Source organism: Caldimicrobium thiodismutans, assembly GCF_001548275.1.
Taxonomy (GTDB): Bacteria; Desulfobacterota; Thermodesulfobacteria; order Thermodesulfobacteriales; family Thermodesulfobacteriaceae; genus Caldimicrobium; species Caldimicrobium thiodismutans.
In genome coordinates, this window is record NZ_AP014945.1 from 666951 (window position 1) to 689996 (window position 23046).

At 37.1% G+C, this 23046-nt stretch carries 27 protein-coding genes; 20 read left to right on the forward strand and 7 right to left on the reverse strand.

Annotation, left to right across the window (positions count from 1 at the left end; all coding sequences use genetic code 11):
- Positions 1 to 37 precede the first annotated feature (37 nt).
- The 4 genes from THC_RS03260 (at position 38) to THC_RS03275 (ending at position 3405) form a co-directional block, all read left to right on the forward strand.
- Positions 38 to 1585: a flagellin N-terminal helical domain-containing protein gene (locus tag THC_RS03260; RefSeq protein WP_068513272.1), complete on the forward strand. Its 1548-nt coding sequence runs from the start codon at positions 38 to 40 to the stop codon at positions 1583 to 1585.
- A 228-nt stretch (positions 1586 to 1813) separates the two neighbouring features.
- Positions 1814 to 2278 (forward strand): nucleotidyltransferase domain-containing protein, encoded by a 465-nt coding sequence (locus THC_RS03265; protein WP_068513274.1) that lies wholly within the window; start codon positions 1814 to 1816, stop codon positions 2276 to 2278.
- Positions 2279 to 2291: 13 nt separating this feature from the next.
- The gene (locus THC_RS03270; protein WP_068513280.1) at positions 2292 to 2690 is read left to right on the forward strand and encodes a HEPN domain-containing protein; all 399 of its coding nucleotides are present in this window, start codon (positions 2292 to 2294) and stop codon (positions 2688 to 2690) included.
- A gap of 16 nt (positions 2691 to 2706) precedes the next feature.
- A complete protein-coding gene (locus THC_RS03275; RefSeq protein ID WP_068513282.1) occupies positions 2707 to 3405 on the forward strand; it encodes a SapC family protein in 699 nt (232 codons plus the stop codon).
- A gap of 32 nt (positions 3406 to 3437) precedes the next feature.
- Here the strand turns inward: THC_RS03275 and THC_RS03280 are convergent, their stop codons facing one another.
- From THC_RS03280 to THC_RS03290, 3 genes are read right to left on the reverse strand one after another with little or no spacing between them, the layout of a single operon-like run.
- Entirely contained in the window at positions 3438 to 3998 is a 561-nt protein-coding gene (locus tag THC_RS03280) for a nucleotidyl transferase AbiEii/AbiGii toxin family protein (RefSeq protein WP_068513284.1), read from the reverse strand.
- Positions 3995 to 4192: a hypothetical protein gene (locus THC_RS03285; protein WP_068513287.1), complete on the reverse strand. Its 198-nt coding sequence runs from the start codon at positions 4190 to 4192 to the stop codon at positions 3995 to 3997. Before THC_RS03285 ends, THC_RS03280 begins: the two co-directional genes overlap by 4 nt.
- 3 nt (positions 4193 to 4195) lie before the next feature.
- Positions 4196 to 6337: a methyltransferase domain-containing protein gene (locus tag THC_RS03290; protein ID WP_068513290.1), complete on the reverse strand. Its 2142-nt coding sequence runs from the start codon at positions 6335 to 6337 to the stop codon at positions 4196 to 4198.
- Positions 6338 to 6618: 281 nt separating this feature from the next.
- On the opposite strand from THC_RS03290, the gene THC_RS03300 reads away from it, so the two are divergent.
- Genes THC_RS03300 through THC_RS03325 form a run of 6 tightly spaced genes read left to right on the forward strand, consistent with a single transcriptional unit; the run spans position 6619 to position 12411 of the window.
- Positions 6619 to 7413 carry a hypothetical protein gene (locus THC_RS03300; protein ID WP_068513294.1) on the forward strand — a complete coding sequence of 265 codons (795 nt, stop codon included), beginning with the start codon at positions 6619 to 6621 and terminating at the stop codon, positions 7411 to 7413.
- A gap of 22 nt (positions 7414 to 7435) precedes the next feature.
- The gene (locus THC_RS03305) at positions 7436 to 7654 is read left to right on the forward strand and encodes an FmdB family zinc ribbon protein (protein WP_068513299.1); all 219 of its coding nucleotides are present in this window, start codon (positions 7436 to 7438) and stop codon (positions 7652 to 7654) included.
- A 22-nt stretch (positions 7655 to 7676) separates the two neighbouring features.
- Positions 7677 to 8600, forward strand: a complete 924-nt coding sequence (hemC, locus tag THC_RS03310; protein ID WP_068513303.1) for a hydroxymethylbilane synthase — start codon at positions 7677 to 7679, stop codon at positions 8598 to 8600.
- On the forward strand, positions 8597 to 10114 hold the full coding sequence (cobA, locus tag THC_RS03315) for a uroporphyrinogen-III C-methyltransferase (RefSeq protein WP_068513306.1): 1518 nt from the start codon (positions 8597 to 8599) through the stop codon (positions 10112 to 10114). The genes hemC and cobA overlap by 4 nt, the downstream gene beginning before the upstream one ends.
- A 4-nt stretch (positions 10115 to 10118) precedes the next feature.
- A complete protein-coding gene (gene tyrS / locus THC_RS03320; RefSeq protein ID WP_068513309.1) occupies positions 10119 to 11327 on the forward strand; it encodes a tyrosine--tRNA ligase in 1209 nt (402 codons plus the stop codon).
- Between the two features lie 4 nt (positions 11328 to 11331).
- On the forward strand, positions 11332 to 12411 hold the full coding sequence (locus tag THC_RS03325) for a DNA polymerase III subunit delta (protein ID WP_068513312.1): 1080 nt from the start codon (positions 11332 to 11334) through the stop codon (positions 12409 to 12411).
- On the opposite strand, the gene THC_RS03330 is transcribed toward THC_RS03325, so the two are convergent.
- Both THC_RS03330 and THC_RS03335 read right to left on the reverse strand, forming a co-directional pair.
- Positions 12406 to 12945, reverse strand: coding sequence for a (Fe-S)-binding protein (locus THC_RS03330; protein ID WP_068513316.1), 540 nt, complete (start codon positions 12943 to 12945; stop codon positions 12406 to 12408). The two genes, THC_RS03325 and THC_RS03330, sit on opposite strands and share 6 nt — an antisense overlap.
- Positions 12914 to 13834, reverse strand: coding sequence for a ParB/RepB/Spo0J family partition protein (locus tag THC_RS03335; protein ID WP_068513319.1), 921 nt, complete (start codon positions 13832 to 13834; stop codon positions 12914 to 12916). Before THC_RS03335 ends, THC_RS03330 begins: the two co-directional genes overlap by 32 nt.
- Positions 13835 to 14368: 534 nt before the next feature.
- Here THC_RS03335 and THC_RS03345 point away from each other — a divergent pair.
- Genes THC_RS03345 through THC_RS03365 form a run of 5 tightly spaced genes read left to right on the forward strand, consistent with a single transcriptional unit; the run spans position 14369 to position 17715 of the window.
- The gene (locus THC_RS03345) at positions 14369 to 15148 is read left to right on the forward strand and encodes a DUF4198 domain-containing protein (protein ID WP_068513325.1); all 780 of its coding nucleotides are present in this window, start codon (positions 14369 to 14371) and stop codon (positions 15146 to 15148) included.
- Positions 15149 to 15748 carry a cobalt transporter CbiM gene (gene cbiM, locus THC_RS03350; protein WP_068513327.1) on the forward strand — a complete coding sequence of 200 codons (600 nt, stop codon included), beginning with the start codon at positions 15149 to 15151 and terminating at the stop codon, positions 15746 to 15748.
- Complete coding sequence (locus tag THC_RS03355; RefSeq protein WP_068513330.1) at positions 15745 to 16317, forward strand: NikL family nickel/cobalt ECF transporter subunit; 573 nt, start codon at positions 15745 to 15747, stop codon at positions 16315 to 16317. The genes cbiM and THC_RS03355 overlap by 4 nt, the downstream gene beginning before the upstream one ends.
- Positions 16307 to 17068, forward strand: coding sequence for an energy-coupling factor transporter transmembrane component T family protein (locus THC_RS03360; RefSeq protein ID WP_068513333.1), 762 nt, complete (start codon positions 16307 to 16309; stop codon positions 17066 to 17068). The genes THC_RS03355 and THC_RS03360 overlap by 11 nt, the downstream gene beginning before the upstream one ends.
- A complete protein-coding gene (locus tag THC_RS03365; RefSeq protein WP_068513337.1) occupies positions 17056 to 17715 on the forward strand; it encodes an energy-coupling factor ABC transporter ATP-binding protein in 660 nt (219 codons plus the stop codon). Before THC_RS03360 ends, THC_RS03365 begins: the two co-directional genes overlap by 13 nt.
- Here the strand turns inward: THC_RS03365 and THC_RS03370 are convergent.
- Together THC_RS03370 and THC_RS03375 are read right to left on the reverse strand one after the other, a co-directional pair.
- Positions 17712 to 18515, reverse strand: a complete 804-nt coding sequence (locus tag THC_RS03370) for a ZIP family metal transporter (protein ID WP_068513340.1) — start codon at positions 18513 to 18515, stop codon at positions 17712 to 17714. The genes THC_RS03365 and THC_RS03370 overlap by 4 nt on opposite strands.
- A complete protein-coding gene (locus THC_RS03375) occupies positions 18512 to 19522 on the reverse strand; it encodes an Lcl C-terminal domain-containing protein (protein ID WP_068513343.1) in 1011 nt (336 codons plus the stop codon). The genes THC_RS03370 and THC_RS03375 overlap by 4 nt, the downstream gene beginning before the upstream one ends.
- Positions 19523 to 20158: 636 nt before the next feature.
- Between THC_RS03375 and rplU the strand changes: the two genes are divergently transcribed.
- The 5 genes from rplU to pyrH all read left to right on the forward strand — a co-directional run bounded on the left by rplU (position 20159) and on the right by pyrH (position 23040).
- Positions 20159 to 20470 carry a 50S ribosomal protein L21 gene (rplU, locus tag THC_RS03380; RefSeq protein ID WP_068516604.1) on the forward strand — a complete coding sequence of 104 codons (312 nt, stop codon included), beginning with the start codon at positions 20159 to 20161 and terminating at the stop codon, positions 20468 to 20470.
- A gap of 14 nt (positions 20471 to 20484) precedes the next feature.
- Positions 20485 to 20739: a 50S ribosomal protein L27 gene (gene rpmA / locus THC_RS03385; protein ID WP_068513345.1), complete on the forward strand. Its 255-nt coding sequence runs from the start codon at positions 20485 to 20487 to the stop codon at positions 20737 to 20739.
- Positions 20740 to 20840: 101 nt separating this feature from the next.
- Positions 20841 to 21689 (forward strand): 30S ribosomal protein S2, encoded by an 849-nt coding sequence (rpsB, locus tag THC_RS03390; RefSeq protein ID WP_068513348.1) that lies wholly within the window; start codon positions 20841 to 20843, stop codon positions 21687 to 21689.
- 28 nt (positions 21690 to 21717) lie between these two features.
- Positions 21718 to 22314 carry a translation elongation factor Ts gene (gene tsf / locus THC_RS03395; RefSeq protein WP_068516606.1) on the forward strand — a complete coding sequence of 199 codons (597 nt, stop codon included), beginning with the start codon at positions 21718 to 21720 and terminating at the stop codon, positions 22312 to 22314.
- Between the two features lie 3 nt (positions 22315 to 22317).
- Entirely contained in the window at positions 22318 to 23040 is a 723-nt protein-coding gene (pyrH, locus tag THC_RS03400) for a UMP kinase (RefSeq protein ID WP_068513351.1), read from the forward strand.
- The last annotated feature ends 6 nt before the right edge of the window (positions 23041 to 23046 follow it).

A 23046-nucleotide genomic window follows, 5' to 3' on the forward strand; every position in this document is an offset into this window, starting at 1 on the left:
AAAAGAAGAAAACAAAACCCTTTAAGGAGGTGCAGCCATGGCAGTAAAAATTAATTTCAACGAAGCAGCTGCTCAAACCCACACTGCGCTCATTAGTAATGAGCGTGCTATGGGTAAGAGCCTTTTAAGGCTCTCAACTGGTGTAAGGATTCTTAATGCTGCAGATGACTCTGCAGGTCTTTTCATTGCAGACATGCTTGGAACAGTTGCTAAGGCTTATGAACAGGGCAATCGTAACATCCAGACAGGAATCTCTGCTCTTCAGATTGCTGAGGCTTCAGCTGGAAAAATCTACGATAAACTTCAGGATATCTATGTAAGAGCTCAGAATGCAGCAAATGACATCAATGACCCTAATGCTCGCCAGGCTTTGCAAAGGGAGATTAATAATTTTGTGGATGCCATCCAGAAGATTGGAACGGATACTGAGTATAATGGAATTAAGCTTCTTGATGGGACTTTTACTGGGAAATATATTCATTATGGGCCCAGAGCTGATCAGGTGGTAAATCTTTCTGTATCTGACCTTAGAGCTACTGAGTTAGGTGCCTATATTGTTCAAGGAGCAGCTTTAAATAACGAAAGAGCCTATAGTAGTGGAACTGATGCTTATTCTGCTTTAGTATCTAATACTGATCTTCAGTTTGCAACTTCTGAAACTGTAACCATAGGGACCGTATCTCTTACTGGTTCAAATTTAGTTACAGATGCAAAATATTTTGCTGACTGGATTAATAATAATCCTAATCTTCAAGCAGCAGGTGTCTCTGCGATGGCCTCAAATAGAAGTGTAGCATCTTCATGGACCGATATTACAGTAGCATCTGGTAATACAGTTACTATTAATTTTTATTCCGGAACTGGGACCACTTCTGTAGCTTCATATACTGCTAATGCAGGGCAAACTATTACCCTTGATGAACTTATTACTGCTATTAATTCTCAAGCTGCAGCAAATGGTTCTTCTTTAAAAGCTGTTAATGAAGGAGGGAAACTTGTTCTTCAGACCAATGGAGAAACCATTGGTGTTCAAGTAAGTATAAATCAATCTGGTACCAACTCACAAACTATTGCATTAGGTCAATTTCTTGAAGGTGCTACAGCTTCTGTGACTAGTTCTTCTGGTACTACTGTAAATGGATCTGCAATTTTAGTTGGAAGATTGACTATAGCTGGAGTAAATCAATTTACTTATAATTTTGATGCTGTAAGTGGTAATACCGCACCAAAAGGTTTAGCTCTTTCAGCCGCTACTGGCACTGCTGGCAAGAAAAATCTTTATCAAATTGATGTAACTACTAATGCAGGTGCAGAGGAAGGTATAATGGTTGTAACCAAGGCCCTGCAGAAGACTGATACGGTCAGGGCTCAAATTGGTGCCACCATGAATAACCTTCAGTCTATCTTTGATTCTCAAAAGACTGCCTATGACAACACCAAAGAGGCTGAATCCGTGATCAGAAATACCGACTACGCTAAGGAGATGGCAGAATTTACTACCTACCAGATCCGTATGCAGGCAACCGTTGCCATGCTTGGGCAGGCAAATACCCTTCCTCAGCTTGTCCTTCAGCTCCTGAGATAATAAAATAACCTTAAAAGGGAGGGGCCAACCCCCTCCCTTTTTTTATTTAAAATTTTTTCCAGTCTGCATAGGTTCAAATTTACATCTCACCTGCCTGTTTGTTTTTTAAAAATGTATAAGTTCACATCCTAACAAGAAAAAGGCATACACTGACCTTGTTATTTTTAGGAATATAATTAAAATTAAAAAAGAACCCTTTATTTATCCTTCCCTGTGGGACAGGAGGGCATGGCTCAGAGAGGCAAGAAGATCTGTAGTGCTCCTTTTAATATGAAAAATTATAAAAGAAAATTTAGAAAAATTTTAACAAACTTAAAGAAGCTTTCTTTAGATTATTATAAGCATAATCTTGTTGCCCTGGTAGTATTTGGATCAGTTGCTAAAGATAGATTTTCTCCTGCTTCAGATATAGATTTATTAATTATTCTTGAAAATAGAGAAGGAAATTATGAGGAGTTTATTAAATATTTTGATAATATTGAAAGTAAATTAGCTAAAGAGGGTTTTTTACCAGAAATTAATCCTATTTTCAAAGGAAAAGATGAGCTAAAACCAGAGCTTATTTATCTCTGGGATACAGATTTTATGATTCTCTATGAAAAGGGGGGCTTTTTTAGCAAATTTTTAGAAAATCTTCAAAAATTTAAAAAAGAAAGATTAAGCTATGGTAAAAATTTTATAGAAATTTTATAAAAGACTTAATAAGATGAAAGAACTGCTTGCTGCAGATTACATTAGACGAGCAAAAATTAGAGTTAAAATTATAAAAGAATTTTTTAAAGAAAGAGATTATGCAGATGTAATAAGAGTTTCACAGGAGATAGTTGAACTTGTTGAAAAGGCTATACTTTTGAAAATGGGAATAGTGCCTCCTAAATGGCACGATGTAATAGATGTAATTCTGGAAACTAAAGAAAAACTACCAGAAGAAATAGGCAAGAAAATCTCTAAATTGAGAAGAGGGGCTAAATGGCTAAGAAGTCAGCGTGAAATAGCCTTTTATGGTGATGAGGATTTTCTTCCCCTTAAAGAATATACTTTAAAAGATGCTAAAAAAGCTTATGAGATAGCTAAAAAATTTTTAGAAATAGCTGAAAAAATTTAAAAGGAGGTAGAAAAACATGTTTTCACCTTTTAAAGCCTTTAAAGATCCTGTTATTTTAGATCCCCAGGAACACAGAAATTTACGAATTTACAAACCTGAAAATTATAGCTTTATGGAAGGGGTTGAGGTTGTTCCTCTAACCTTTTCTGAACTTCTTTCAGTCTCCATGTATTATCCTGTGATGTTTGGTGTCTTTGAGAGAGAACTTTTTCCCTTTGCTGTGCTTGGAGTGAATGGAAAAAATGTCTATCTCAATGATGAAGGATTTTTCAAGGTGGATGTTATCCCAAGTGTAGTTTTAAGTTATCCCTTTGGAATCGTAAGAAAAAAAGAAGAAGAAAATGTGGAGTGGATAGTTATAGTGGATAAATTTTGTGAGGATGAGAAGGGAGAGAGGCTCTTTGAAGATGAAGGAAGCGATACCCCATATTTTCAATCCATAAAATCTCAATTAACAGATCTTGCTCTGGATTTTCATAAAGTTTATGAATTTACTCGGGAAATAGCAGAACTTAATCTTTTAAAGCCTATAGATTTTGAAGTTTCTAATAAATATGGAACAACCAGATTTAGAAATGTTTTAATAGGAAATATTGAAAGCCTTTCTAAAATTCAGCCAGAAAAACTTTATTTTCTAAATACTTCAGGCTATCTCCCAATAATTTACTCTATCTATTTTAGTGTAAGAAATTTTAAGTTATTTGATTTGATTTAATTTTTATTTCAATAACTCTAAAACTTGATATCTTACTTAAGTTGTAAACTATTTTTTAAATCTTTCCACCTTTTTACTAAATCTACCTCTAAGGTTTCACTAAAAATCTTAAGCCAATTTTTTATATAATCTTCATCTAAGGTTTTTTGTTTAAGAAGAACAGTCTTAAGGTCTTCTATGTCTCTCGGTCTATTAGAAATAAGTTTGTAAATAATTAAATCTTCTACAGAAATATAATTTAAGTAAAAATCATCTATTTTAATTTTATTTGCTCTTTTAATAGCCTCTTTTTCATAGGGAGTCCAGCTGAAGATAAAATCTATTCTAAATCCTGTTTCAGGGTCTTTTACTGGTAAAACTCTGGTATCTCTTATAAATTCCTCTACATTTTGAGTTAGCAGAGAAAAATTTAATCTTTTGACTATATCTAAGATTTTCTCTATGTGATCTATATCCACTCCTAAGGTAATGTCAATGTCTCTGGTTAAACGAGGTTCTCCATAAAGTAAAACTGCTTGACCGCCAATTATCATATATTCAATTCCTTCTCTTTGAAGTTCATCAGCTATATTTTTAAGTAATTTTTTAATCATCTTTTAGACTTATTCAGTATTTTAGCAAGGAAAATATCTTTTTCTATTCCTTCAAGAGGATCTTCAGGGGGAAATTTACCCAGTTCTTTTGCAAATTTAACCATTTCCTCAAAAATTTTTAAATTTTGATAGAAATCTACAGGGTCTTCTGCTATAATCTCATATTCAAATTTTTCAAATTCTTTTTTAATCATTGGTTAAATTCTATCATCTCGCCACATTATATCAACAGCAGAAGTGGCTATAGCATCTCTTAAGACCCTTTCCCAGTTTATTCCACTTTTACCTTTAACAGCAATAGCAAATTGAAAGTTTCCCAGGTATCTTGCATTTACATATAGAGGCTTCATGGCATCAAAAAGGATGGCTGTTGTTACTTCCTTGGGTAGGGTAATCTTTTGTCCCTCTTGAGTTGTAAGTTCTACACTTTTTGGGGTTATGCCCTCAAGAACTGTCCCCGCAAGAAGAGGCTCTGTAAAGATAACCACCTCTTCAAAACCTGCAAGTTTTAGGCCATAATAAAGGGTCCAGGGTTTGAAACGATTAAGATGATGAGGAGGATAATCATTATACCACCATTTGTATTTGCGATAACTTAAAGATAGATTTTCAAACTTAAAATAAGGGGGACAGCTCAAAATAGCAAAACCATCCCTTTCTAAAAGTGCGTAAATTCCTTTCAAAAACTCTAAAGGGTTTTCCACATGTTCGATAACTTCAAAGGCAGTGATTACTTGGTATGGACCCTTAAAGTCTTCTGGAAGTTCTTCAAAGGTTAAGGCTTGAGCAATATTCAGTTTATATTTTTTTCTTCCAAGTTCTACAGCCTCCTTTGAAGCCTCCATCCCATAAACTTCAAAACCATATTTTTTGGCAATGAGAAGAAAATATCCCGTAGAGCAGCCAATATCCAAAAGCTTTCCTTGAGGAAGTAAAGATAATATTGGTAAAAGAACATTAAACCTTAAGACTCGCTCCCACTTCTTTCTTTCCTTTTCCTCTTCTTTTTCAAGATCTATGTAACTTTTATAGGCTGTTTCTGCAAATTCTAAGAGGTTAATAAGTTTACCTTGATAAGCCGCATCATAATCCATAGCCTTAACAGGATAGGGAAACTGCAATCCACAGCCTGGGCATTCAAAAATTCTATGCTGATTGATTACCTCAAAAAGACTGAAATTTCCAGAAAAATCACAAAGGGGGCATTTTTCTGGCTTGGGATAATCTTTTTCACAGAGAAGCTCTGCATCTTTGAGAGCAAAATAAATCACCTTTGGGGGAATACTTTCTAAGCAGGGGCTATAAAATTGATGTTTTATTTTGGCTTCAGGACAGGGTTCCCCAGTTGCATGAATTCCACAGGGAGCTTTACAGGTCTGACCAATATAATTTGGGCGAACTGGAATGACTGTGGGATAAGTCTCAGAGCGAAGACTTGCTTCAATAGGTCCTGTAATAAAAACTATGGGTTTCTTAAGCCCCCCTGCAATATGAAGGGTTGCAGTATCTGCAGTAATCACCACATCAGATAGATAAACAGAAGCTATTAAATATTTCAAATCCTTCATCAAATAAGAAAGATTAGCAGCCCTAATTCCATAAACATCAAGGGCAACCTCAACAGTTATATCCTCATCAGGCAAACTACAAATCACTGGCACATACTCCTCTGAGATTAAATCCTCAATCTCTTTTAAAAGCTTAGGTGGCAGAGTCCTATGAATAGATGAGGCAAGATAGTGGAAAAGTAAAACCCTCTCTTTACCAGACAACTTTTTGACTTCTTCAAATACAGGCGTCAATTCTTTGACAATTTCCTCATCTACCACTACATCTGGAGTTTCATCTTCTGCAAAGTAGAGTCTAAATTTCCAGAGAAACCACTTAACCATATTCAGGTTATCAAAGCCAGGGGTATTGACCATTTCAACAGCTTTTATCATATAATTTGCCTTGACTACTTCTTTAATGGGTGCTGGGTGAGGGAAAAGTTTATCTATGTAGGAAAGTTTTTCCAGAACCGGGCGAGCTCTACCTGATACAGCAACCCAGAGTTTACAATCGGGATATCTTCTTTTTACCTCCCTTAAAGCTACAGTTGAGCAAAGCACATCTCCAATGGCTCCTTGCATAAAGACAAAAAGAGTTTTTCCCTTGAGAGGCTCTCCATCGTAAAAGGGAGGTAGCGCTGTGTTAGTTTTTTGAAAGGCCCTTTGAAGATTTTGAGGAAGTAAGGCAAAGACATCATTGGCAAAAAGGAGCTTTTCCCCTGGTTTCAGGTCAAAATGATAGCCATTGAAATCAAAACTCATTTTACTTAAAGCCTGAACTGTAAGCATGGGCATCCCCCTTAATTGTAATTAATAAAATCTTAACAAGATTTATGCCAGATAAATACTAAGAAATAAACTTGCAATATATGCCCCTGCATAAGTTTATATTTATAAAAGAAAAAGGAAGGGGGAAAGGGGATTTACAACATTATACAGATTTATTTGCCCAAAGAGGAAGATTTAAGTCTCAAAAGATATGGAGGCACATAGGTGCTTTTAATTTTGTGATAGTGAATTATAATAAAAAAAAACTCTTAGAAAATTTTTAAGCTTTAGAGGTAGCTGATATGTTACAAAGTAGAGTATTAAAATCCAGTGAGGAGATTGAGAAGGAGGCCCAGAAATATCCCGTTTTAACCTTTGCAGACATTTTACGAGCTCTAAAGGAACATCCTGACTGGCTTGAAGAGTTAAGAAAAATCATTCTCACCGCTGATTTAATAGAACTCCCTCAAAAAATAAATGAAATTTTGCAAAGATTAGAAAGACTTGAAAAGAAAGTGGATACTCTTGAACAAGATTTAGCAGTTCTCAAACAGGATGTAGAAGTTCTCAAACAGGATGTAGCAATTCTCAAGCAGGATGTAGCAATTCTCAAGCAGGATGTAGCAATTCTCAAACAGGATGTAGCAATTCTCAAACAGGATGTAGCTTTTCTTAAAGGGGAGGTTGGAAGATTGAAAGGTAAAGACTTTGAGAGAACAATCAGGGAGAGATACTATGCCTACTTTGGAAGACTCCTTAGAAAAACAAGGTTAATCCCTATGGAGAAAATTTTACCTCGCTTAGAAGAAGCTGAGGAAAAGGGTCTCATCTCTGAAGAAGAATTTGATGACCTTTTGAGGCTTGATTTGATAGTTGAAGGGCAGATAAAAAGTAATAAAAAACCAGTAATTCTTGCTGTAGAAGTTTCCTATAGTCTTTATGAAGAGGATATCCAAAGAGCAATAAGGAGGGCTAATATTCTTGCTCATCTTTTACAAAAAGAGGTTATTCCTACTGTCATTTGTGTGGAAACTAAAGAAGATTTTATTAAATTAGCAGAAGATCAGGGAGCCTTTGTTTTAAAAACAGATTACTAATGTTCTGGGGAGGGTGAGAAAGATGCCAATTTTTGAATTCCAATGTGAAGAATGTGGAGAGATCTTTGAAGAGCTCATTCTGGGCAGCAAATTTGAGGGTCTTAAATGCAAAAAATGTAAAAGCTCAAAGGTTCATAAATTAATGTCTCAGGTGGCTTATAAATCAGGTGAAAAATTTATTGCAAGCAGTGGCTCGGGATGTAGTTCCTGTAGTGGTGGTTCCTGTAGTTCCTGCAGATAATTTAATCTAAAGGAGAATTTTTGTGAATCTTCGTGTGGGAACGCGTGGAAGTAAATTAGCCCTTGCTCAAACAGAATGGGTCATCTCAAAACTTAAGCACTATCACCCTCAACTTGAAATTGAAAAGGTTATCATTAAAACTACCGGGGATAAAATTTTAGATGCCCCTTTGAGTAAAATCGGAGGTAAAGGGCTTTTTGTGAAGGAAATTGAGGAGGCTCTTTTAAGTGGTGATATTGATTTTGCAGTGCATAGTATGAAAGATGTTCCCTCAGAGGTCCCATCCGGGCTTGAGGTTTCAATTGTCCCGGAGAGGGAATCTCCCTATGATGTCTGGATCTCGGATTTTAAGTCTTTTCATTTACTTCCAGCAGGAGGAAAGGTTGGAACAAGCAGTCTCAGAAGAATGACCCAGTTAAAGAGAATCAGGCCTGATCTACAGATTGAACCCCTTAGAGGAAATGTTGATACCCGTTTGAGGAAATTGAAAGAGGGTCTTTATGATGGGATAGTTCTTGCTGAGGCAGGTCTAAAAAGATTAAAAATTGAAGTAGATTATATATCTTTCTCTTTGAATCAAATGGTTCCTGCGGTTGGGCAGGGAGCCCTTGGAATTGAAACTCGCACCAAAGATTCCCAAACAAAAGCAATACTTAGTGTTCTTCATTCGGAGGAAACTGCCATTGCGGTTAAAGCTGAAAGGGCTTTTCTCCGGACCTTAGAAGGCGGTTGCCAGGTCCCCCTTGGAGCACATGCCTATTTTGAAAATTCAAAACTTATCATAACAGGATTTATTGCTGACCTTGAAGGTGTAAGATTTTATAAAGAAACCTTGGCAGGCAGTCCATCTGAACCTGAGAAGCTTGGTGAAGAGCTTGCCAGAATCCTTTTAACACAGGGCGGAGAAGCAATTTTGAAGGAATTATATCAGGGGATTAAAGGATGAACAAAAACGGAAAGGTTTATTTAGTTGGAGCAGGCCCGGGTGATCCTGGCCTTTTTACCCTTAAGGGGAAGGCCCTTCTTGAAAGGGCTGAAGTTGTTATTTATGACTATCTTGCCAATCCAGATCTTCTTAAATTCTGTCCAGAAAATTGTGAATTTATCTATGTAGGGAAAAAAGGAGGAGCTCATACCCTTCCTCAGGAGGAGATTAATAAACTTTTAGTAAAAAAGGCTATGGAAGGAAAGTGTGTAGTAAGGCTTAAAGGGGGTGATCCTTTTCTTTTTGGCAGAGGGGGAGAAGAGATTGAAGAATTAGTAAAAGAAGGGATCCCCTTTGAGGTTGTCTCGGGAATTACTTCTGGAATTGCGGTTCCTGCTTATGCTGGTATTCCAGTCACGCACCGGGATTATACCTCAACTCTTGCCTTAATAACTGGACACGAAGCGGAAGATAAAGAAGAAAGCAAAATCAATTTCAAGGCCCTTTCCAAACTGGGAACACTGGTTTTCTTTATGGGAGTCAAAAATTTACCCTATATAGTTGAAAACCTTCTTAAGGAAGGAAAGTCTTCAGATACCCCTTGTGCTGTTATTCAATGGGGGACAACTCCTAAGCAAAAGACTGCTCAAGGAACCCTTGCAACTATTCTTGAAGATGTTAAAAAAAAGGGAATTACAGCCCCTGCTATTATTGTTGTAGGAGAGGTTGTGAAATTAAGAGCTAAATTTAATTGGTTTGAAACAAAGCCCCTCTTTGGAAAGAGGATTTTGATTACTCGCACAAGAGAACAGGCAAGTAAATTGCGAATTGCCCTTGAAGAATCCGGGGCAGAGGTATGCGAGGTGCCCACCATAGAGGTAAGACCTTTGATTTCTGATAAAACCCTTGAGGTTATGCAGAATTTGGGGAGATATGATTGGATTGTCTTTACCTCAGAAAACGGCGTCCGCTACTTTTTTGAAACCCTCTTTAAGCAAAATCTTGACCTAAGAGCCCTTTCGAAATTAAAAATTGCTGTTATTGGCCCAGCAACTTTTGAGGCTATTAATAAATTTTATCTTAAAGCAGATCTTGTGCCTGAGAAAAACTATACCCAGGAAGGCTTAGCAGAAGCTTTTAAGAAATTGGATCTTCACGGAAAAAAGGTGCTTCTTGTAAGGGCCAAGGTTGCAAGAGAACTACTTCCCGAATCCCTCAAGGCTCAGGGAGCAGAGGTTAATATTCTTCCCATTTACGAGACCCTGTGTCCTGAGGCCTCAACTGCCAAATTAAAAGAGGCCTTTTCAGAAAAAATAGATGCAGTGACCTTTACCAGTTCTTCAACCGTTGAAAACTTTTTTGCTCTGTTGAAAAAGGCAGGACTCACCCTACCTGAATCCTTGGTTTTAGCCTCTATTGGCCCGATTACCTCTGAAACAATAAAAAAATTTGGCTATGAACCCACCCTTGAGGCAAAAGAATACACAATTCCTGGGCTTGTCTCTGCTCTCATAGATTTTTTTGGAAGGGGATAGGAAAATGGAAAAGGAACTAAAAAAGGCCTTAGAGCTTATTAAAAGGGGAATTGTAGATTTAATTGAAGAGGAAGAGCTGATTAAAAAACTTAAGAGATCCTATCAAGAGGGAAGGCCCCTAAGGATAAAGGCAGGATTTGATCCTACTGCTCCAGATCTTCATTTAGGGCATACCGTCCTTTTAAGAAAACTTAAACACTTTCAGGATTTAGGGCACGAGGTTTGTTTTTTAATTGGGGATTTTACAGCTATGATTGGCGATCCTACAGGAAGATCAGAGACAAGGCCAGCTTTAACTAAGGAGCAGGTTCTTGAAAATGCCAAAACTTATAAAGAACAAGTTTTTAAAATCTTAGATCCTTTGAAAACTCGTGTAGTTTTTAATAGTGAGTGGTTTTCAAGAATGACTGCTGAAGATATCATCAGGCTTTGTGCTAAATATACAGTTGCCAGGATACTTGAGAGAGAAGATTTTAAAAAGAGATTTGAGGGAGGACTTCCCATAGCTGTGCATGAGCTTATCTATCCTCTCTTTCAAGCCTATGACTCAGTTGCTATTAAGGCAGATATTGAGCTTGGAGGAACGGATCAGCTCTTTAATTTGCTCATAGGAAGAGATATTCAAAGAGAATATGGTCAAGAACCTCAGGTAATTATTACCCTTCCTCTCCTTGAGGGGCTTGATGGTGTCCAGAAGATGAGCAAAAGTCTTGGTAATTATGTAGGAATTATGGAGCCTCCTCAGGAGATGTTTGGCAAACTTATGTCTATTCCTGATTCCTTAATGTGGAAGTATTATGAATTGCTTACAGATCTTTCTCTTGAAGAGATTCAGGAGATGAAAAGGGCAGTAGAAGAAGGGAGTTTTCATCCAAAGGAAGCCAAAAAGAGGCTTGCCAGAACCATAGTTGCTCAGTATCACTCTGAAGCGTTAGCCCAAAAGGCAGAAGAGGAATTTGAGAGGATTTTTAGTAAAAGGGAGCTACCAGAAAAGGTTGAAGCCTTTGAAGTGCCAGCAGGCAAACTTTATCTTCCCAGGATTTTTAAGGAGCTTGGGATTACCTCTTCAACCTCTGAGGCACGGCGTTTAATCTCTCAAAAGGCTGTAGATATAAATAAAAACCCTGTAACCACTGAGGAGTTAGAACTTACCCCTGGAGAATATATACTTAAAATTGGGAAAAAGAGATTTATAAAGTTTGTGGTAAAATGAGGCTATGCCTCAATTTAGCCCTCTTCAGCTTTATAAATTAGTTGATCTTGCAAAAAAGAATCGGGTAGCCCCTCTTTATCTTTTCATTGGACCTTATGAGCTCACCCTTGAAAAAGCTAAAGAAATTTATCATATTCTCCTGGAAAAAGGAGCAAGTCTTGAGATTTACGATTTAAGAGATTCCGAGCAAAAGAAAGAGTTTCTTACCTTAAAGGGCTATCAAAAGGGGCTCTTTGGTCTTAGAACTATTTATTTAATAACTGCAGGAGAAGAGATACCTTTGTCAAAGGTTGATGAGATATTAAGTAATCTTAATAGTTCAAATCAAATTTTCAGCTGGTTTCTTTTTTTTAATGATATTAAAGAAGACCACCCCTTTTATCAATTTGCTCTTGAAAAGGGCGCTATTATCCCCCTGCATACCAAAAAAAAGAGTGAATTGCTTGAAAGCGAGGTTATGCTTACCTTACAGCAATACGGATTTTCCATGGATAAAAAATCTATGAGTCTTTTCCTCTCCTTAGTGGGAGAGGAGTATTATAATTTTAAAAATGAACTTGAAAAACTCATCTTATACTGCATAGATGAAAAGGTTATTACTGAAGAAAAGATCTGGGAAATTATTGTGCCTTCTGAAGAAAGGGCCTTTTATCTTCTTGGAGACATTCTCTTTGAGCATGGCCCTGAAAAGACCTATCGCACAATCCAGCATTTTCTTGACACAAAAACAGAGCCCAAGGACATTTTAAATTTTCTACTTAAATATTTTAAAAAACTCAGACTACTAAAGGAGCTTTTAAAGACTAATCCAGAACTTGAAAAAGCTGAAAATTATACCCAGTTTTTAAAGGAGTGGCAGGCCTTAACTAAGGATCCTTTAAAGGATTTTCCCAAGCTTTTAACAGATATTCATCCCTATGTTGCCTTTAAAATGAGAAAATATTCAAAAAGGTTAAAAGAGGTAGATGCTATTTTTTTAGAGCTTTTTGAGGCAGAGTGGAAACTCAAGAGAGAATTTATCCCCCCTTCCAAAGTTTTTAAGGAATTTATTTTTAACTTCTGGCAAAGACTAAGCAGGTCATAAAGGGAAAGCCCTTAAATTTTCCTTGGAAAGGTGGGGGCAATCTGAAAGTTCAGCTTCAGCCATAGAGACTTTTCCTGCAAAGGCAAGACAACTTAGCTCACCACAATCACGGCAATTTGTCTTGGGTAATATTTTATATATCTCAAGAGTAGAGGGTCTTTTGATAGGATTAAAATCAGGCTTTAGATTATCTCTCTTGGAGTAAAGATCAAATAAAAAGTTGAATAGATGAATTAAAACCTCTGCTGCCTCTTCTTTGTCCCTGACAATCCCTATTTTTACTTCATTGATTGTAAGAGATACCTTGTAAAAAATCCCTCTAAAAGGCCATTTGAAGATTAAATAACCCTCAGCTGGTTCAAAATAAAGGGCCTTTACTTGAGGTTTTATGTAAGGTAAAAGAAAGGCAATCTCAGAATCTAAGGAGAGTTTGGCTAAATAGCAACCCTGTGGTTTATGACAGTATGCCTGCTCAAGCTTTAATTTACTTTCAATCTCTTCCTTATTCAAAGAGGGAAAGAATTTTTTCTCCATACCTTTCAAGAGTTTTAAGATTTTTTTTCAATGTTTCAATGTCTTTTAAATCAAAGTTAATATTAATTCTTTTATTTTCAAGGTAAGGAGAAAATTCAATCTGAAGTCCTTTTTTCTGTAAGTCCCTTTTAATATCTTCCATGAGGGTTCTTTTAACTAAAAAATTTGGATATTTTATCGCCTGGAGAGTTTCCTTAAAGGCCTTTTTTCGCTGATTAGGGTCTTCAATTGTTAATAAATTTTTTATTTGTTCAGGTAAAAGGCCTTGCCTTTGCTCCCTTTTTTGGAGATCCCTTAAGACCTCTAAGGTCTCCATCTGTTCACTATGCGTAAGATGTAAAGAGATAAGTAATTGATAATATTCTTCTTTTTCATTCTGGTTTAGATCTGTAATTATCTCAATGGTTTTTGGATTTAATCTTTCCTTTATGAGGAGTTCTCTATAGGGTGGACCCAAGGCCAGAACCTTTTTGAGAAAAAAATACCAGCTTAGGTGTTTTGTAAAATCGAGCTTGGGAAGTATCTCCTCTATAATTTTTTCTTTCGGGAAAATTTTCTCTGCCCTTTCAAGAAAGAGGGCCTTTTCAACAAGGTTTAAACCCCGGAAAAGATTACTTTCAAGGGAAATATAAAGAAGCTCCCAGGGTTGCTTTTCTTCATTTATCACGCAAGCTAAGAATTTCTCAACTCCAAGAGCCTTTAGAGCCTTAATTCTTCCTTCACCACAAATGATCTGATACCCTTTATTACCGGGATAGAGTAAAGGGGGTTCAATTACCCCTATGGTTTTTATGCTTTCAATGAGTAAAGGCGTTCTTTCAGGATAAGAAAATAAAAAGGATTTATCTGTAAGGTCAATCTCTGCAATTTGAATTTCTTTAAGAAGCATGTTTAGCATACTTTTAACTAAATTACCTCAGAACTATCCTGAGTCAACCTTGAATCCATATCTTTTGAGATTTCAATCTAATAGCTATTAAACCCTATTCATCTGCCAGAAGAGACAGTTTTAAGTCTCAAAGGATAAGAGCAGCTTAAGTTCACATCCTTACAAGAAAAAGGGTGGTAAAAGGTAAAAGGTAAGAGGTAAGAAGTAAGAGGTAAGAGGTAAAAGTAGGGGAAGTTCCTTGCGTGTCTGCCCTATGTAGGGGTTTAAAATTTTAAACCTTTGTAGAGGTTCAAGATTTTGAACCCCTACATTGATGTAAAAAACACATAACAGGCAAACACATAGATTTTCCAAATGATGGCAAACACATAGGTTTGCCCCTACAAAATACAGGTTCATTTTGCTACAACAGAAGTAGTAGAAAAAATCCTATAGAGTCTCAGAAGATTTGGACGCATACAGAGGCTTGACAGGAAAATTTTATGTGTTATAAATTAAAAATTAATAACAAAAAATTTTATGGAGGTTTTAAAAATGAGATTGAGCTTTTTTTTCAAAATTTTTGCTTTAATTATTCTGCTTCAGAGTCCTGCCTGGGCTCATTTTCTCACTTTATTAACCGATGATTTTTACATAAAGCAGCCTAAAAAACCTTTTGAGTTAAAGGTAATGTTTACCCATCCTATTGAACAGGGGCCCCATATGCCCTTCGGGATTGAAGAAAGTGCTATAATATGTGGTGCTTCAAAAAATGTATTATCCTTTAAAAGTTTAAATTCCCAAAATACTATATATATGACTACTTTGATCCAGGAGAAACCAGCTATATGTCAGCTTTATGTTAAACAAAAACCTTATTTTGAAAAATCAGAGTCCAGATATATTCAACAAATAGCTAAGGGTATTTTTTCCCATGCTGGATTAGAGGAGGGCTGGGATTCCCCTCTTGGGCTTCCTGTTGAGATTATCCCACAGGTTAAACCCTTTGCTCTTTATGAGGGTAATACTTTTAAAGGGAGAGTCTTGATTAATGGAAAACCTGCTGGGAATATTGAGGTAGAGATTGAGTTTTGGAATTCTAAGGGTTTAAAAACACCTCATGAGGGTTTTATCCCTCAGGTTGTTAAAACTGACAATGAGGGTTATTTTGAATACACCTTTCCCTGGGCTGGACTTTGGGGCTTTTCTGCTATTACAGAGGCTGGAGTAATAAAAGGTGAAAACGGTAAGGAATATCCTCTGGAGTTGGATGGGGTTTTTTGGGTAAAGGTATATCCTAAACCTATGGAAAAAATATCAAGGAAAGGTAAGTAAGTGCATATTTCTGAAGGTGTCCTTCCCCCTATTTATTTGATTTCAGGTTGGCTTGTTTCCGGAGGGGCTGTTCTTTTTTCTCTTAAGGCTTTATCTGGAAGGGAAATTCCAAGAGTTGCCCTTCTTAGCGGTCTTTTCTTTGTCATTAGTCTTATTCATATTCCCCTTGGTCCAACTTCTGTTCACTTGACCTTGAATGGTCTTCTGGGAATACTTCTTGGACAGGCAGTTTTCCCAGCTATCTTTGTAGCTTTATTTTTTCAAGCTCTTTTTTTTCAATACGGTGGAATATCAGTCCTTGGAATAAATACTTTAACTATGGCCCTTCCCCCTTACTTATTCTTCCTTTTGTTTTCAAGATACCTACAAAAGGGAAAACATACCCTCCTTATTGGATTTCTTAGTGGCTTTTTATCGCTTCTTAGCTCTGGCCTTCTTATGGCTTTGATCTTGTATTTTTCTAATCCCAAGCTTTATTTACTTTCAGGTATTTTCGCAGGAACCTATCTTCCCCTAAGTCTTGCAGAAGGAATTATTACAGCCTTTGCTGTTCTTTATTTAAAAAGAACCCATCCAGAGGTCATAAGATGCTGCCAATGAAGGGGATTATTTTTTTATTACTACTGTTTCTTCCTTTTAATACCTATGCCCATAGAGTTAATCTTTTTGTGGATCAAATTGGGAATCATCTTGAGATAACAGGATTTTTCCCTGATGGTTCACCCTGTAAGGAATGTGAAGTAGAGGTTTTGAACAAAGAGGGTAGGGTATTACAGACCACCAAAACAGATGAGCTTGGAAAAGCTATTCTTAGCATGGGAAATGTTACTGATATTAAGGTAGTTTTAAAGGCGGGAGAGGGACATCAGGCTGAAAAATTTATTAAATTTGATACCCCAAAAAAAGAGCCTAACAAAAAACAATCCTCAAACCTCTCCATGAATAAGCAATCTCAGGTAGTTAAAACTCCGAAAGGAGATGACTCTAATTCTATTTCTTCGGATCAGCTCAGTGAGATTCAGGCTGAGCTTAAAGGGCTCCGCCAAGAAATCGTTGAACTCCGTAAGTCTTCTCAAAGGATCTGGTTAAGGGATATTTTTTCAGCTCTTGGCTATCTTTTAGGAGTCTGGGCTCTTCTTACTCTTTGGAAGAGAAAAAATGCATCTTGAGGAACTGGCTGAAGGAATCTCTATCCTTCATAGGCTTGACCCAAGATTAAAAATCATAACCTTTCTTGTTTTAACTGTCTGCTGTGTAACCTCTACCTCTTTTTTAGCTCTTTTTTCCTATCTCCTTTTGACCTCAGGACTTCTGCTTTTGGCTAAAACACCCCTTACATTACTTCTGAAAAGACTACTTTTGATTAATTTTTTTCTTCTTCTCTTATGGGGTTCACTAATTCTGGGGGATTTACTTGTCTTCCTTTATAATAAAAAGGGAGTTTTCCTTGATCCTGAGACCCTATCCCTGGGTCTATATATAACTCTTAGAAGTAATACCCTTTTTCTTGCAACCCTTGCCTTGCTGGCTACCTCTCCTCTATCATCTCTAACCCATGCGCTTCTCCATCTGAGAGTGCCATCAAGATTAGTGCTACTTTTTCATTTAAGTTACAGATACCTCTCCCTTTTACACCAGGAATATGATAAAATGAGACTTGGTCTTATGGCCAAAGGTTTCAAACCAAAAACAGGATTATATACCTATAGAATTTATGCCTATCTTCTTGGTATGCTTGTGATAAAAAGTTTAAAAAGAGCTGAAGATCTTTACTTAGCCATGCTTGCCCGGGGATATAAAGGTTTTTATCCAATACTTGAACACTTTAAATTGCAAAAAAAAGATTTTTTCTTTTTCATTTTTACCCTTTCTATCATCTTTTTCATTTACCTTTTAAACTTTAAAACATGTCTTACTTGATTGAGATAATTGACCTTTCTTTTTCTTACAATGGCGCATCTCCCCTTTTGAGGGGTATTAACTTAAAACTTTCAACAGGCGAAAAGATTGGTCTCATGGGAAAAACCGGTTCTGGAAAAACCACTCTTTTTTACTTAATCTTTGGTTTTTTAAAACCAGCCTCAGGTATTATAAAAATCTTTGAAAAAGAAAGACAAAAAGAATCTGATTTTGTAGAAATTAGGTCTAATCTCGGTTTGCTTTTTCAGGATCCTGAAATTCAACTCTTTTGTCCAACAGTCAAAGAGGATCTGGCTTTTGGACCTTTAAATAAAGGATTATCAAGAGCAGAGGTTAAAAGAATTATAGAGGAAGTTGCAAATTTTTTAAGGATTCCTCATCTCCTTGAAAAATCTCCACTCAAACTCTCAGGGGGTGAAAAAAAGCTCTGTGCCCTTGCAAGTGTTATGACCATGTCACCTGTAGCCTATCTTTTAGATGAACCTACTAATGGATTAGATGAGGAATTCAAAGAGATTCTTAAAATTTTTTTAAAAGAAAAGGCAGAAACTTTTATTGTTATATCTCATGAGGAAGAATTTTTAAGAGAGGTTTGTCAGAAAATTTATATCCTTGAAGAAGGAAGGCTTTTGTTGAAGAGCTCTTAGCTGAGTGCGGTATCAAGAATCATCATAATAAGAAAGCCTGCTCCGAAACCAAGGCTTGCAAGGTCAGAATTTCCAAATTTCTGAGCCTCAGGCAAAAGTTCTTCAATGGTAACAAACATCATAGCCCCGGCTGCTAAACTAAGGGCATAGGGTAAGATTAGATGACTGAAAAGAGTAGCCCCTGCACCTACAAGGGAGAAAATAGGTTCAACCACGGCAGAAAAAAAGCCATAGAAAAAACTTTTAAATCTGGTAATTCCAGAATGTTTTAGGGCAAGAGCCAAGGCTAATCCCTCAGGAATATTTTGAAACCCTATTCCCAAAGTTAGATTATAAGCAGAAAGTAAGAGTTCTTTTTTATCACTTGCACTCCCGAAAGAAACACCTACAGCCAAACCCTCTGGAATGTTATGGATAGTTATTGCCAAAAGTATAAGAATGCTCTTTTTTAAAGGAACATGAGGACCTTCTTGTTCTATAGGCAGTGAGGCCATGTGAAGGTGGGGCACAGTGATATCAATAATTCGTAAAAGTATTATCCCAAGGATAAAACCTATGACAACAGGAATGAAGGCAAGAGAATAGGTCTCCTTAGCTATTTCAAGGGCGGGGTTAAGTAGGGACCAAAAGCTTGCAGCAATCATGATTCCACCTGCCATGCCAAGAGAGACCGAAAAAACCTTAGGGCTTGTCCTTTTTAAGAAGAAGACCCCTAAACTTCCAACTCCGGTAAGAAAGAAAGTAAAAAGTCCTCCATATAGGGCTAATTGTAAAATAGAGATATCTTCAAACAAGTTCATTTAATATCCTTTACTTTTCCTCTAACAGCCCATACATAAAAATGAGGTCCCCTTTTAAGGCCAATTCCTACAGCACCTTTTTCCAGATACAATGCCCAGGCCCAGAGGGGATCATAAAAACTTGTGGTTGAAGACCAATAAAATTCTCTAACCTCTTCAAAGGGGTGATTAAGGGGTAGAGCAGGGGAATGATATTCTGCATCAACCAAGCTTTCAAATTCATTTATATTAGGGAGCCTCCAGTCTGAAAAACCTGCAAAGGATTTTTGGTTAAGCTCATTTATTACCTCAAAGGCCTCCTCCCAGGTTATAAGACCATTAGCAAGATCAGCTCTTTTGGCCCAAATAAGCCCGGTGAGGTTATCTTTTACAATTTCTCCATTTACTTCAAAACGGGGCTCCGGGGATGAAATCCCGTTTTGAAGTTCTCCATCTTGTCCTGTATTCTCACAAGGTATTTTTTGCCCTTTAGTATCATAACAAGAAATCTGCCCTGTTACTGGAAAATTGAATGATCCTCTTACAGGCCAGACCATGCGCTCATCTTCTTTATGACTGTAAAACATTCTTCCCCCACCAAAATTCACATTCCAGGCATAACGGGGGTTTATAGCTGCTGTCGTAGATGTCCAGTACCATCCATGAAAGATTTCTTCAAAAGGATGGTCTGGAGGTAAAACTGGATTTTTAGCCTGTAAATAGCAAAGACTTCTCAGCTCTCTTCTATTGGGTAATCTCCAATCGGAAAAACCCAGAAAGTTTTCCTCGTTAAGCTTTTTTATGGCCAAAAAAGCCTCTTCCCAGGTCATAGGAAATTCAAATAAATTTGCTCTTTTAGGCCAATAAAGACCTGTAAGAACATCTAAAATAATATAATCATTATAAATTTTAAAACGCAAATCCAATTTAAGGCCCAACTGAAATTCTCCGTCTTGACCTGATTTATAACAGGGAATCTCCCTGCCATCAGAGTCATAACATTTATTTTGTCCAGTTGCTAAAATCATTTTCAACCCTTAGTTGAGCTTTTTATTTTTTTTAATTTATCATCATTTAGTAGTTATGTGAAGTCAATGAGGATGATTATGGGCACAAGCCAGGGTGCATAAGTTTGTATCCTTCCAAGAACAAAGAAGGGTGGAAAACGAATAAAAAGTGAGAAGTAAGAGGTGAGAGTAGGGGAAGTCCCTTGCGTGTCTGCCCAGTAATGTAAAGGAACATATAACAGGCAAACACATAGGCTTGCCCCTGCAAAATACAGGTTTATTTTCCTACAACAGAAGTAGTAGAAAAAATCCTTTAGAGTCTCTAAGGATATAAACACATGCCTGGTGCATAAGTTCAGATCCTTACAAGAAAAAAGGAAGGGTGGTAAAAGAGGAATTAGATATCTAAACAAGAGAGGCTTTACAAGTCTGTAAAAGTAACACAGGCAATCTTGCCTGTGGAGGTAAATTACACTCCAATGTATGAAAGAAACACAGACAAGAATGTCTGTGCTACAACAGACCCACAAAAAAATTCAAGGGGTATAAAATTTTAAACCCCTACTATTTAAGTCTCAAAATACCTGGACACATACAGGGGGTTGACAAAGCCAAAAATTGTTATATTTTAAGGGAAAAATTTGGGAGGAGGAAGAAGTGTTTGCTGTCATCAAAACCGGCGGAAAACAATATGTAGTAAAACCTGGAGATCGAATCAGGGTTGAAAAATTGGAAGGAAAGCCTGGGGATTCTGTAGAGATTAAAGATGTTCTGCTTGTTAAACAGGGAGAAGAAGTTAAGGTCGGCGATCCTTTTGTATCCAATGCCATGGTTACAGCTGAAATTGTTGAACAGGGAAGGGCCCCTAAGGTTATTGTTTTTAAGAAGAAACCCAAAAAGGGATATAAAAGAAAAAAGGGGCATCGCCAATTTATTACCACCCTTGAAATAAAGGAAATAAAATTTTAAGGAGGTAAAACTCTATGGCACATAAGAAAGCAGGCGGCTCTTCCAGAAACGGAAGAGATTCAGAATCAAAGAGACTTGGTATTAAAAGATTCGGAGGGCAAGTAGTTAAAGCTGGTGAGATCATTGTCAGACAGAGGGGGACAAAATTTCACCCCGGCTCCAATGTGGGGCTCGGCAAGGATTATACAATCTTTTCCAAAATTGAAGGTGTAGTAAAATTTGAAACTAAGAACGGAAGAAAATTTGTAAGCGTTTATCCACTTTCTTAATTTATTAATTGAAAATTAAACAAGTCTAAGGAAAGGGTGCCCAATCGGGTCCGGTTTCAATCCACCTTAGACTGAGTGATAAAAAACCCTGGGAGGTAAAAATGAGTCACATCACTATGAAGCAACTTCTTGAAGCAGGAGTTCATTTCGGGCATCAAACCCGCAGATGGAATCCCAAGATGAAACCCTTTATCTTTGGTGAGAGAAACGGGATTCACATCATTGATCTTCAGCAAACCCTCAAATACTTTGAGATTGCCTATGAATTTGTGGTTAACTTAACTTCTGAAGGTGGAAAAATCCTTTTTGTAGGCACAAAAAAACAGGCTCAAGATGCTATTAAGGAAGAGGCGGAAAGGTGTGGTATGCCCTATGTGAACTTTCGGTGGCTTGGTGGAACGCTTACTAATTTTCGCACAATCAGGCAAAGCGTTGAAAAGTTAAAAAGGATAGAGTCCTGGTTTGAAGATGGGACTATTGAAAGATTTTTAAAGAAAGAAAGGCTTAGACTGGAAAGGCTCAAATTTAAACTTGAGAGAAACCTTGAAGGTATTAAAAATATGGAAAGCCTGCCTCAGGCTATCTATGTAGTTGATCCTGTATATGAAGAAATTGCAGTAAAAGAGGCAAGGAAATTGGGTATTCCTATTGTAGGAATTGTAGATACCAATTGTGATCCAGATCTCATTGATTATGTGATTCCTGGAAATGATGATGCTATCAGGGCTGTAAAATTAATTAGTTCAAAAATTGCAGATGCCTGTCTTGAGGGCCAAGAGATTTATAAAGAGAAAATAGTTGCTCTTTCTGATAAAGAAGCCTCTTTTGAGGAAGAGATGTTGAGATCCGAAGAGCTAACCGCAGAAAAGATTTTAGAGGAGATCTTTGAGGAAGAAGAAAGGGATGTAAAGCTTGAAGAAGAAGCTGAGAGAATTCTTGAAAGAGAATAAATTTCAAATAGAAGAGGGAGGAAAAAAAATGGCAGCAATATCCTTAGATTTAGTCAAACAATTAAGAGATAGAACTGCAGCAGGTTTTAGCGACTGTAAAAAGGCCTTAGAAGAAGCTGGTGGAGATATAGAAAAGGCCGTAGATATTTTGAGAAAAAAGGGCCTTGCCATTGCAGCCAAGAGAGCCGGCAAAGAGGCAAAAGAAGGAGTAATTGCTTCTTATATTCACAGTAATAAAAAAATAGGTGTTCTTGTTGAAGTAAATTGTGAAACGGATTTTGTGGCAAGAACCCCTGATTTTCAGGACTTTGCCTATAATGTGGCTATGCATATCGCAGCCTCATCACCAATTTGTGTAAGCAGAGAGGAGATGCCTCAGGAGGCTCTGGAGAGAGAAAAAAGAATTTATGAAGAGCAACTCAGAGAACAGGGTAAACCTGAAAATGTCATTCCTAAGATTATTGAAGGAAAACTGGAAAAGTTCTATAAGGAGAGTGTGCTTCTTGAGCAACCTTATATTAAAAATCCTGAACTCACAATTCAGGACTTATTAAATGAGCTTATTGCCAAGACCGGGGAAAAGATCTTAATCAGGAGATTTGCCAGATTTCAGATAGGTGAATAGCTTTTGAGTGAGAGTACCCTTAAATATAAAAGAGTCCTTTTGAAGTTATCAGGCGAGGCTCTGCTTGGGCAAAAAGAATTTGGTATAGATCAAGCTTTTCTTCAAAAGATATCTGAGGAATTGGAAGAAGTTCATGCTCTTGGGGTTGCGCTCTCTATTGTTATAGGAGGTGGAAATATCTTTAGAGGGGTTGCTGGAGAAAAGGAGGGGCTCAATAGAGCCCGGGCTGATTATATGGGGATGCTGGCTACCCTAATTAATGCCCTTGCCCTTCAGGATGTGCTTGAGAGAAGAGGAGTGACCTGCCGAACGATGTCAGCTCTTGAGGTCAAGGAGGTTGCAGAACCTTATATTCGTGAAAAGGCCCTTAGTCACCTTGAAAAGGGTAGAATTCTTATTCTTGCCTGTGGAACAGGGAATCCCTTTTTTACCACAGATACTGCTGCAACCCTAAGGGCCCTTGAACTTAATTGTGAAATCCTTATGAAAGCAACTAAGGTAGATGGTGTTTATGATAGGGATCCTAAGCTCCATCCTGAGGCTCAAAAATTTGAAGAGATCACCTTTAATGAAGTAATTCAAAAAAATCTCAGGGTTATGGATGCAACAGCCTTTTCCTTAGCCCGTGATAATCATCTTCCTATATTAGTTTTCAATCTTTTTCAAAGAGGCAATATAAAAAAAGCCCTTTTTGGTGAAAGAGTAGGAACAATTATTAAGAATTAAGGAGGA

Bases quoted from the DNA above. Each gene is read 5' to 3' on its own strand.
- THC_RS03280 (WP_068513284.1), bottom strand. From the start codon at position 3,998: ATGATTAAAAAATTACTTAAAAATATAGCTGATGAACTTCAAAGAGAA.
- THC_RS03265 (WP_068513274.1), top strand. From the start codon at position 1,814: ATGGCTCAGAGAGGCAAGAAGATCTGTAGTGCTCCTTTTAATATGAAA.
- THC_RS03300 (WP_068513294.1), top strand. From the start codon at position 6,619: ATGTTACAAAGTAGAGTATTAAAATCCAGTGAGGAGATTGAGAAGGAG.
- THC_RS03290 (WP_068513290.1), bottom strand. From the start codon at position 6,337: ATGCTTACAGTTCAGGCTTTAAGTAAAATGAGTTTTGATTTCAATGGC.
- THC_RS03305 (WP_068513299.1), top strand. From the start codon at position 7,436: ATGCCAATTTTTGAATTCCAATGTGAAGAATGTGGAGAGATCTTTGAA.
- rpmA (WP_068513345.1), top strand. From the start codon at position 20,485: ATGGCACATAAGAAAGCAGGCGGCTCTTCCAGAAACGGAAGAGATTCA.
- THC_RS03270 (WP_068513280.1), top strand. From the start codon at position 2,292: ATGAAAGAACTGCTTGCTGCAGATTACATTAGACGAGCAAAAATTAGA.
- tyrS (WP_068513309.1), top strand. From the start codon at position 10,119: ATGGAAAAGGAACTAAAAAAGGCCTTAGAGCTTATTAAAAGGGGAATT.
- THC_RS03375 (WP_068513343.1), bottom strand. From the start codon at position 19,522: ATGATTTTAGCAACTGGACAAAATAAATGTTATGACTCTGATGGCAGG.
- THC_RS03285 (WP_068513287.1), bottom strand. From the start codon at position 4,192: ATGATTAAAAAAGAATTTGAAAAATTTGAATATGAGATTATAGCAGAA.
- THC_RS03370 (WP_068513340.1), bottom strand. From the start codon at position 18,515: ATGAACTTGTTTGAAGATATCTCTATTTTACAATTAGCCCTATATGGA.
- THC_RS03275 (WP_068513282.1), top strand. From the start codon at position 2,707: ATGTTTTCACCTTTTAAAGCCTTTAAAGATCCTGTTATTTTAGATCCC.
- THC_RS03325 (WP_068513312.1), top strand. From the start codon at position 11,332: ATGCCTCAATTTAGCCCTCTTCAGCTTTATAAATTAGTTGATCTTGCA.
- THC_RS03345 (WP_068513325.1), top strand. From the start codon at position 14,369: ATGAGATTGAGCTTTTTTTTCAAAATTTTTGCTTTAATTATTCTGCTT.
- THC_RS03355 (WP_068513330.1), top strand. From the start codon at position 15,745: ATGAAGGGGATTATTTTTTTATTACTACTGTTTCTTCCTTTTAATACC.
- THC_RS03330 (WP_068513316.1), bottom strand. From the start codon at position 12,945: ATGGAGAAAAAATTCTTTCCCTCTTTGAATAAGGAAGAGATTGAAAGT.
- cobA (WP_068513306.1), top strand. From the start codon at position 8,597: ATGAACAAAAACGGAAAGGTTTATTTAGTTGGAGCAGGCCCGGGTGAT.
- rpsB (WP_068513348.1), top strand. From the start codon at position 20,841: ATGAGTCACATCACTATGAAGCAACTTCTTGAAGCAGGAGTTCATTTC.
- THC_RS03360 (WP_068513333.1), top strand. From the start codon at position 16,307: ATGCATCTTGAGGAACTGGCTGAAGGAATCTCTATCCTTCATAGGCTT.
- THC_RS03335 (WP_068513319.1), bottom strand. From the start codon at position 13,834: ATGCTTCTTAAAGAAATTCAAATTGCAGAGATTGACCTTACAGATAAA.
- THC_RS03260 (WP_068513272.1), top strand. From the start codon at position 38: ATGGCAGTAAAAATTAATTTCAACGAAGCAGCTGCTCAAACCCACACT.
- tsf (WP_068516606.1), top strand. From the start codon at position 21,718: ATGGCAGCAATATCCTTAGATTTAGTCAAACAATTAAGAGATAGAACT.
- THC_RS03365 (WP_068513337.1), top strand. From the start codon at position 17,056: ATGTCTTACTTGATTGAGATAATTGACCTTTCTTTTTCTTACAATGGC.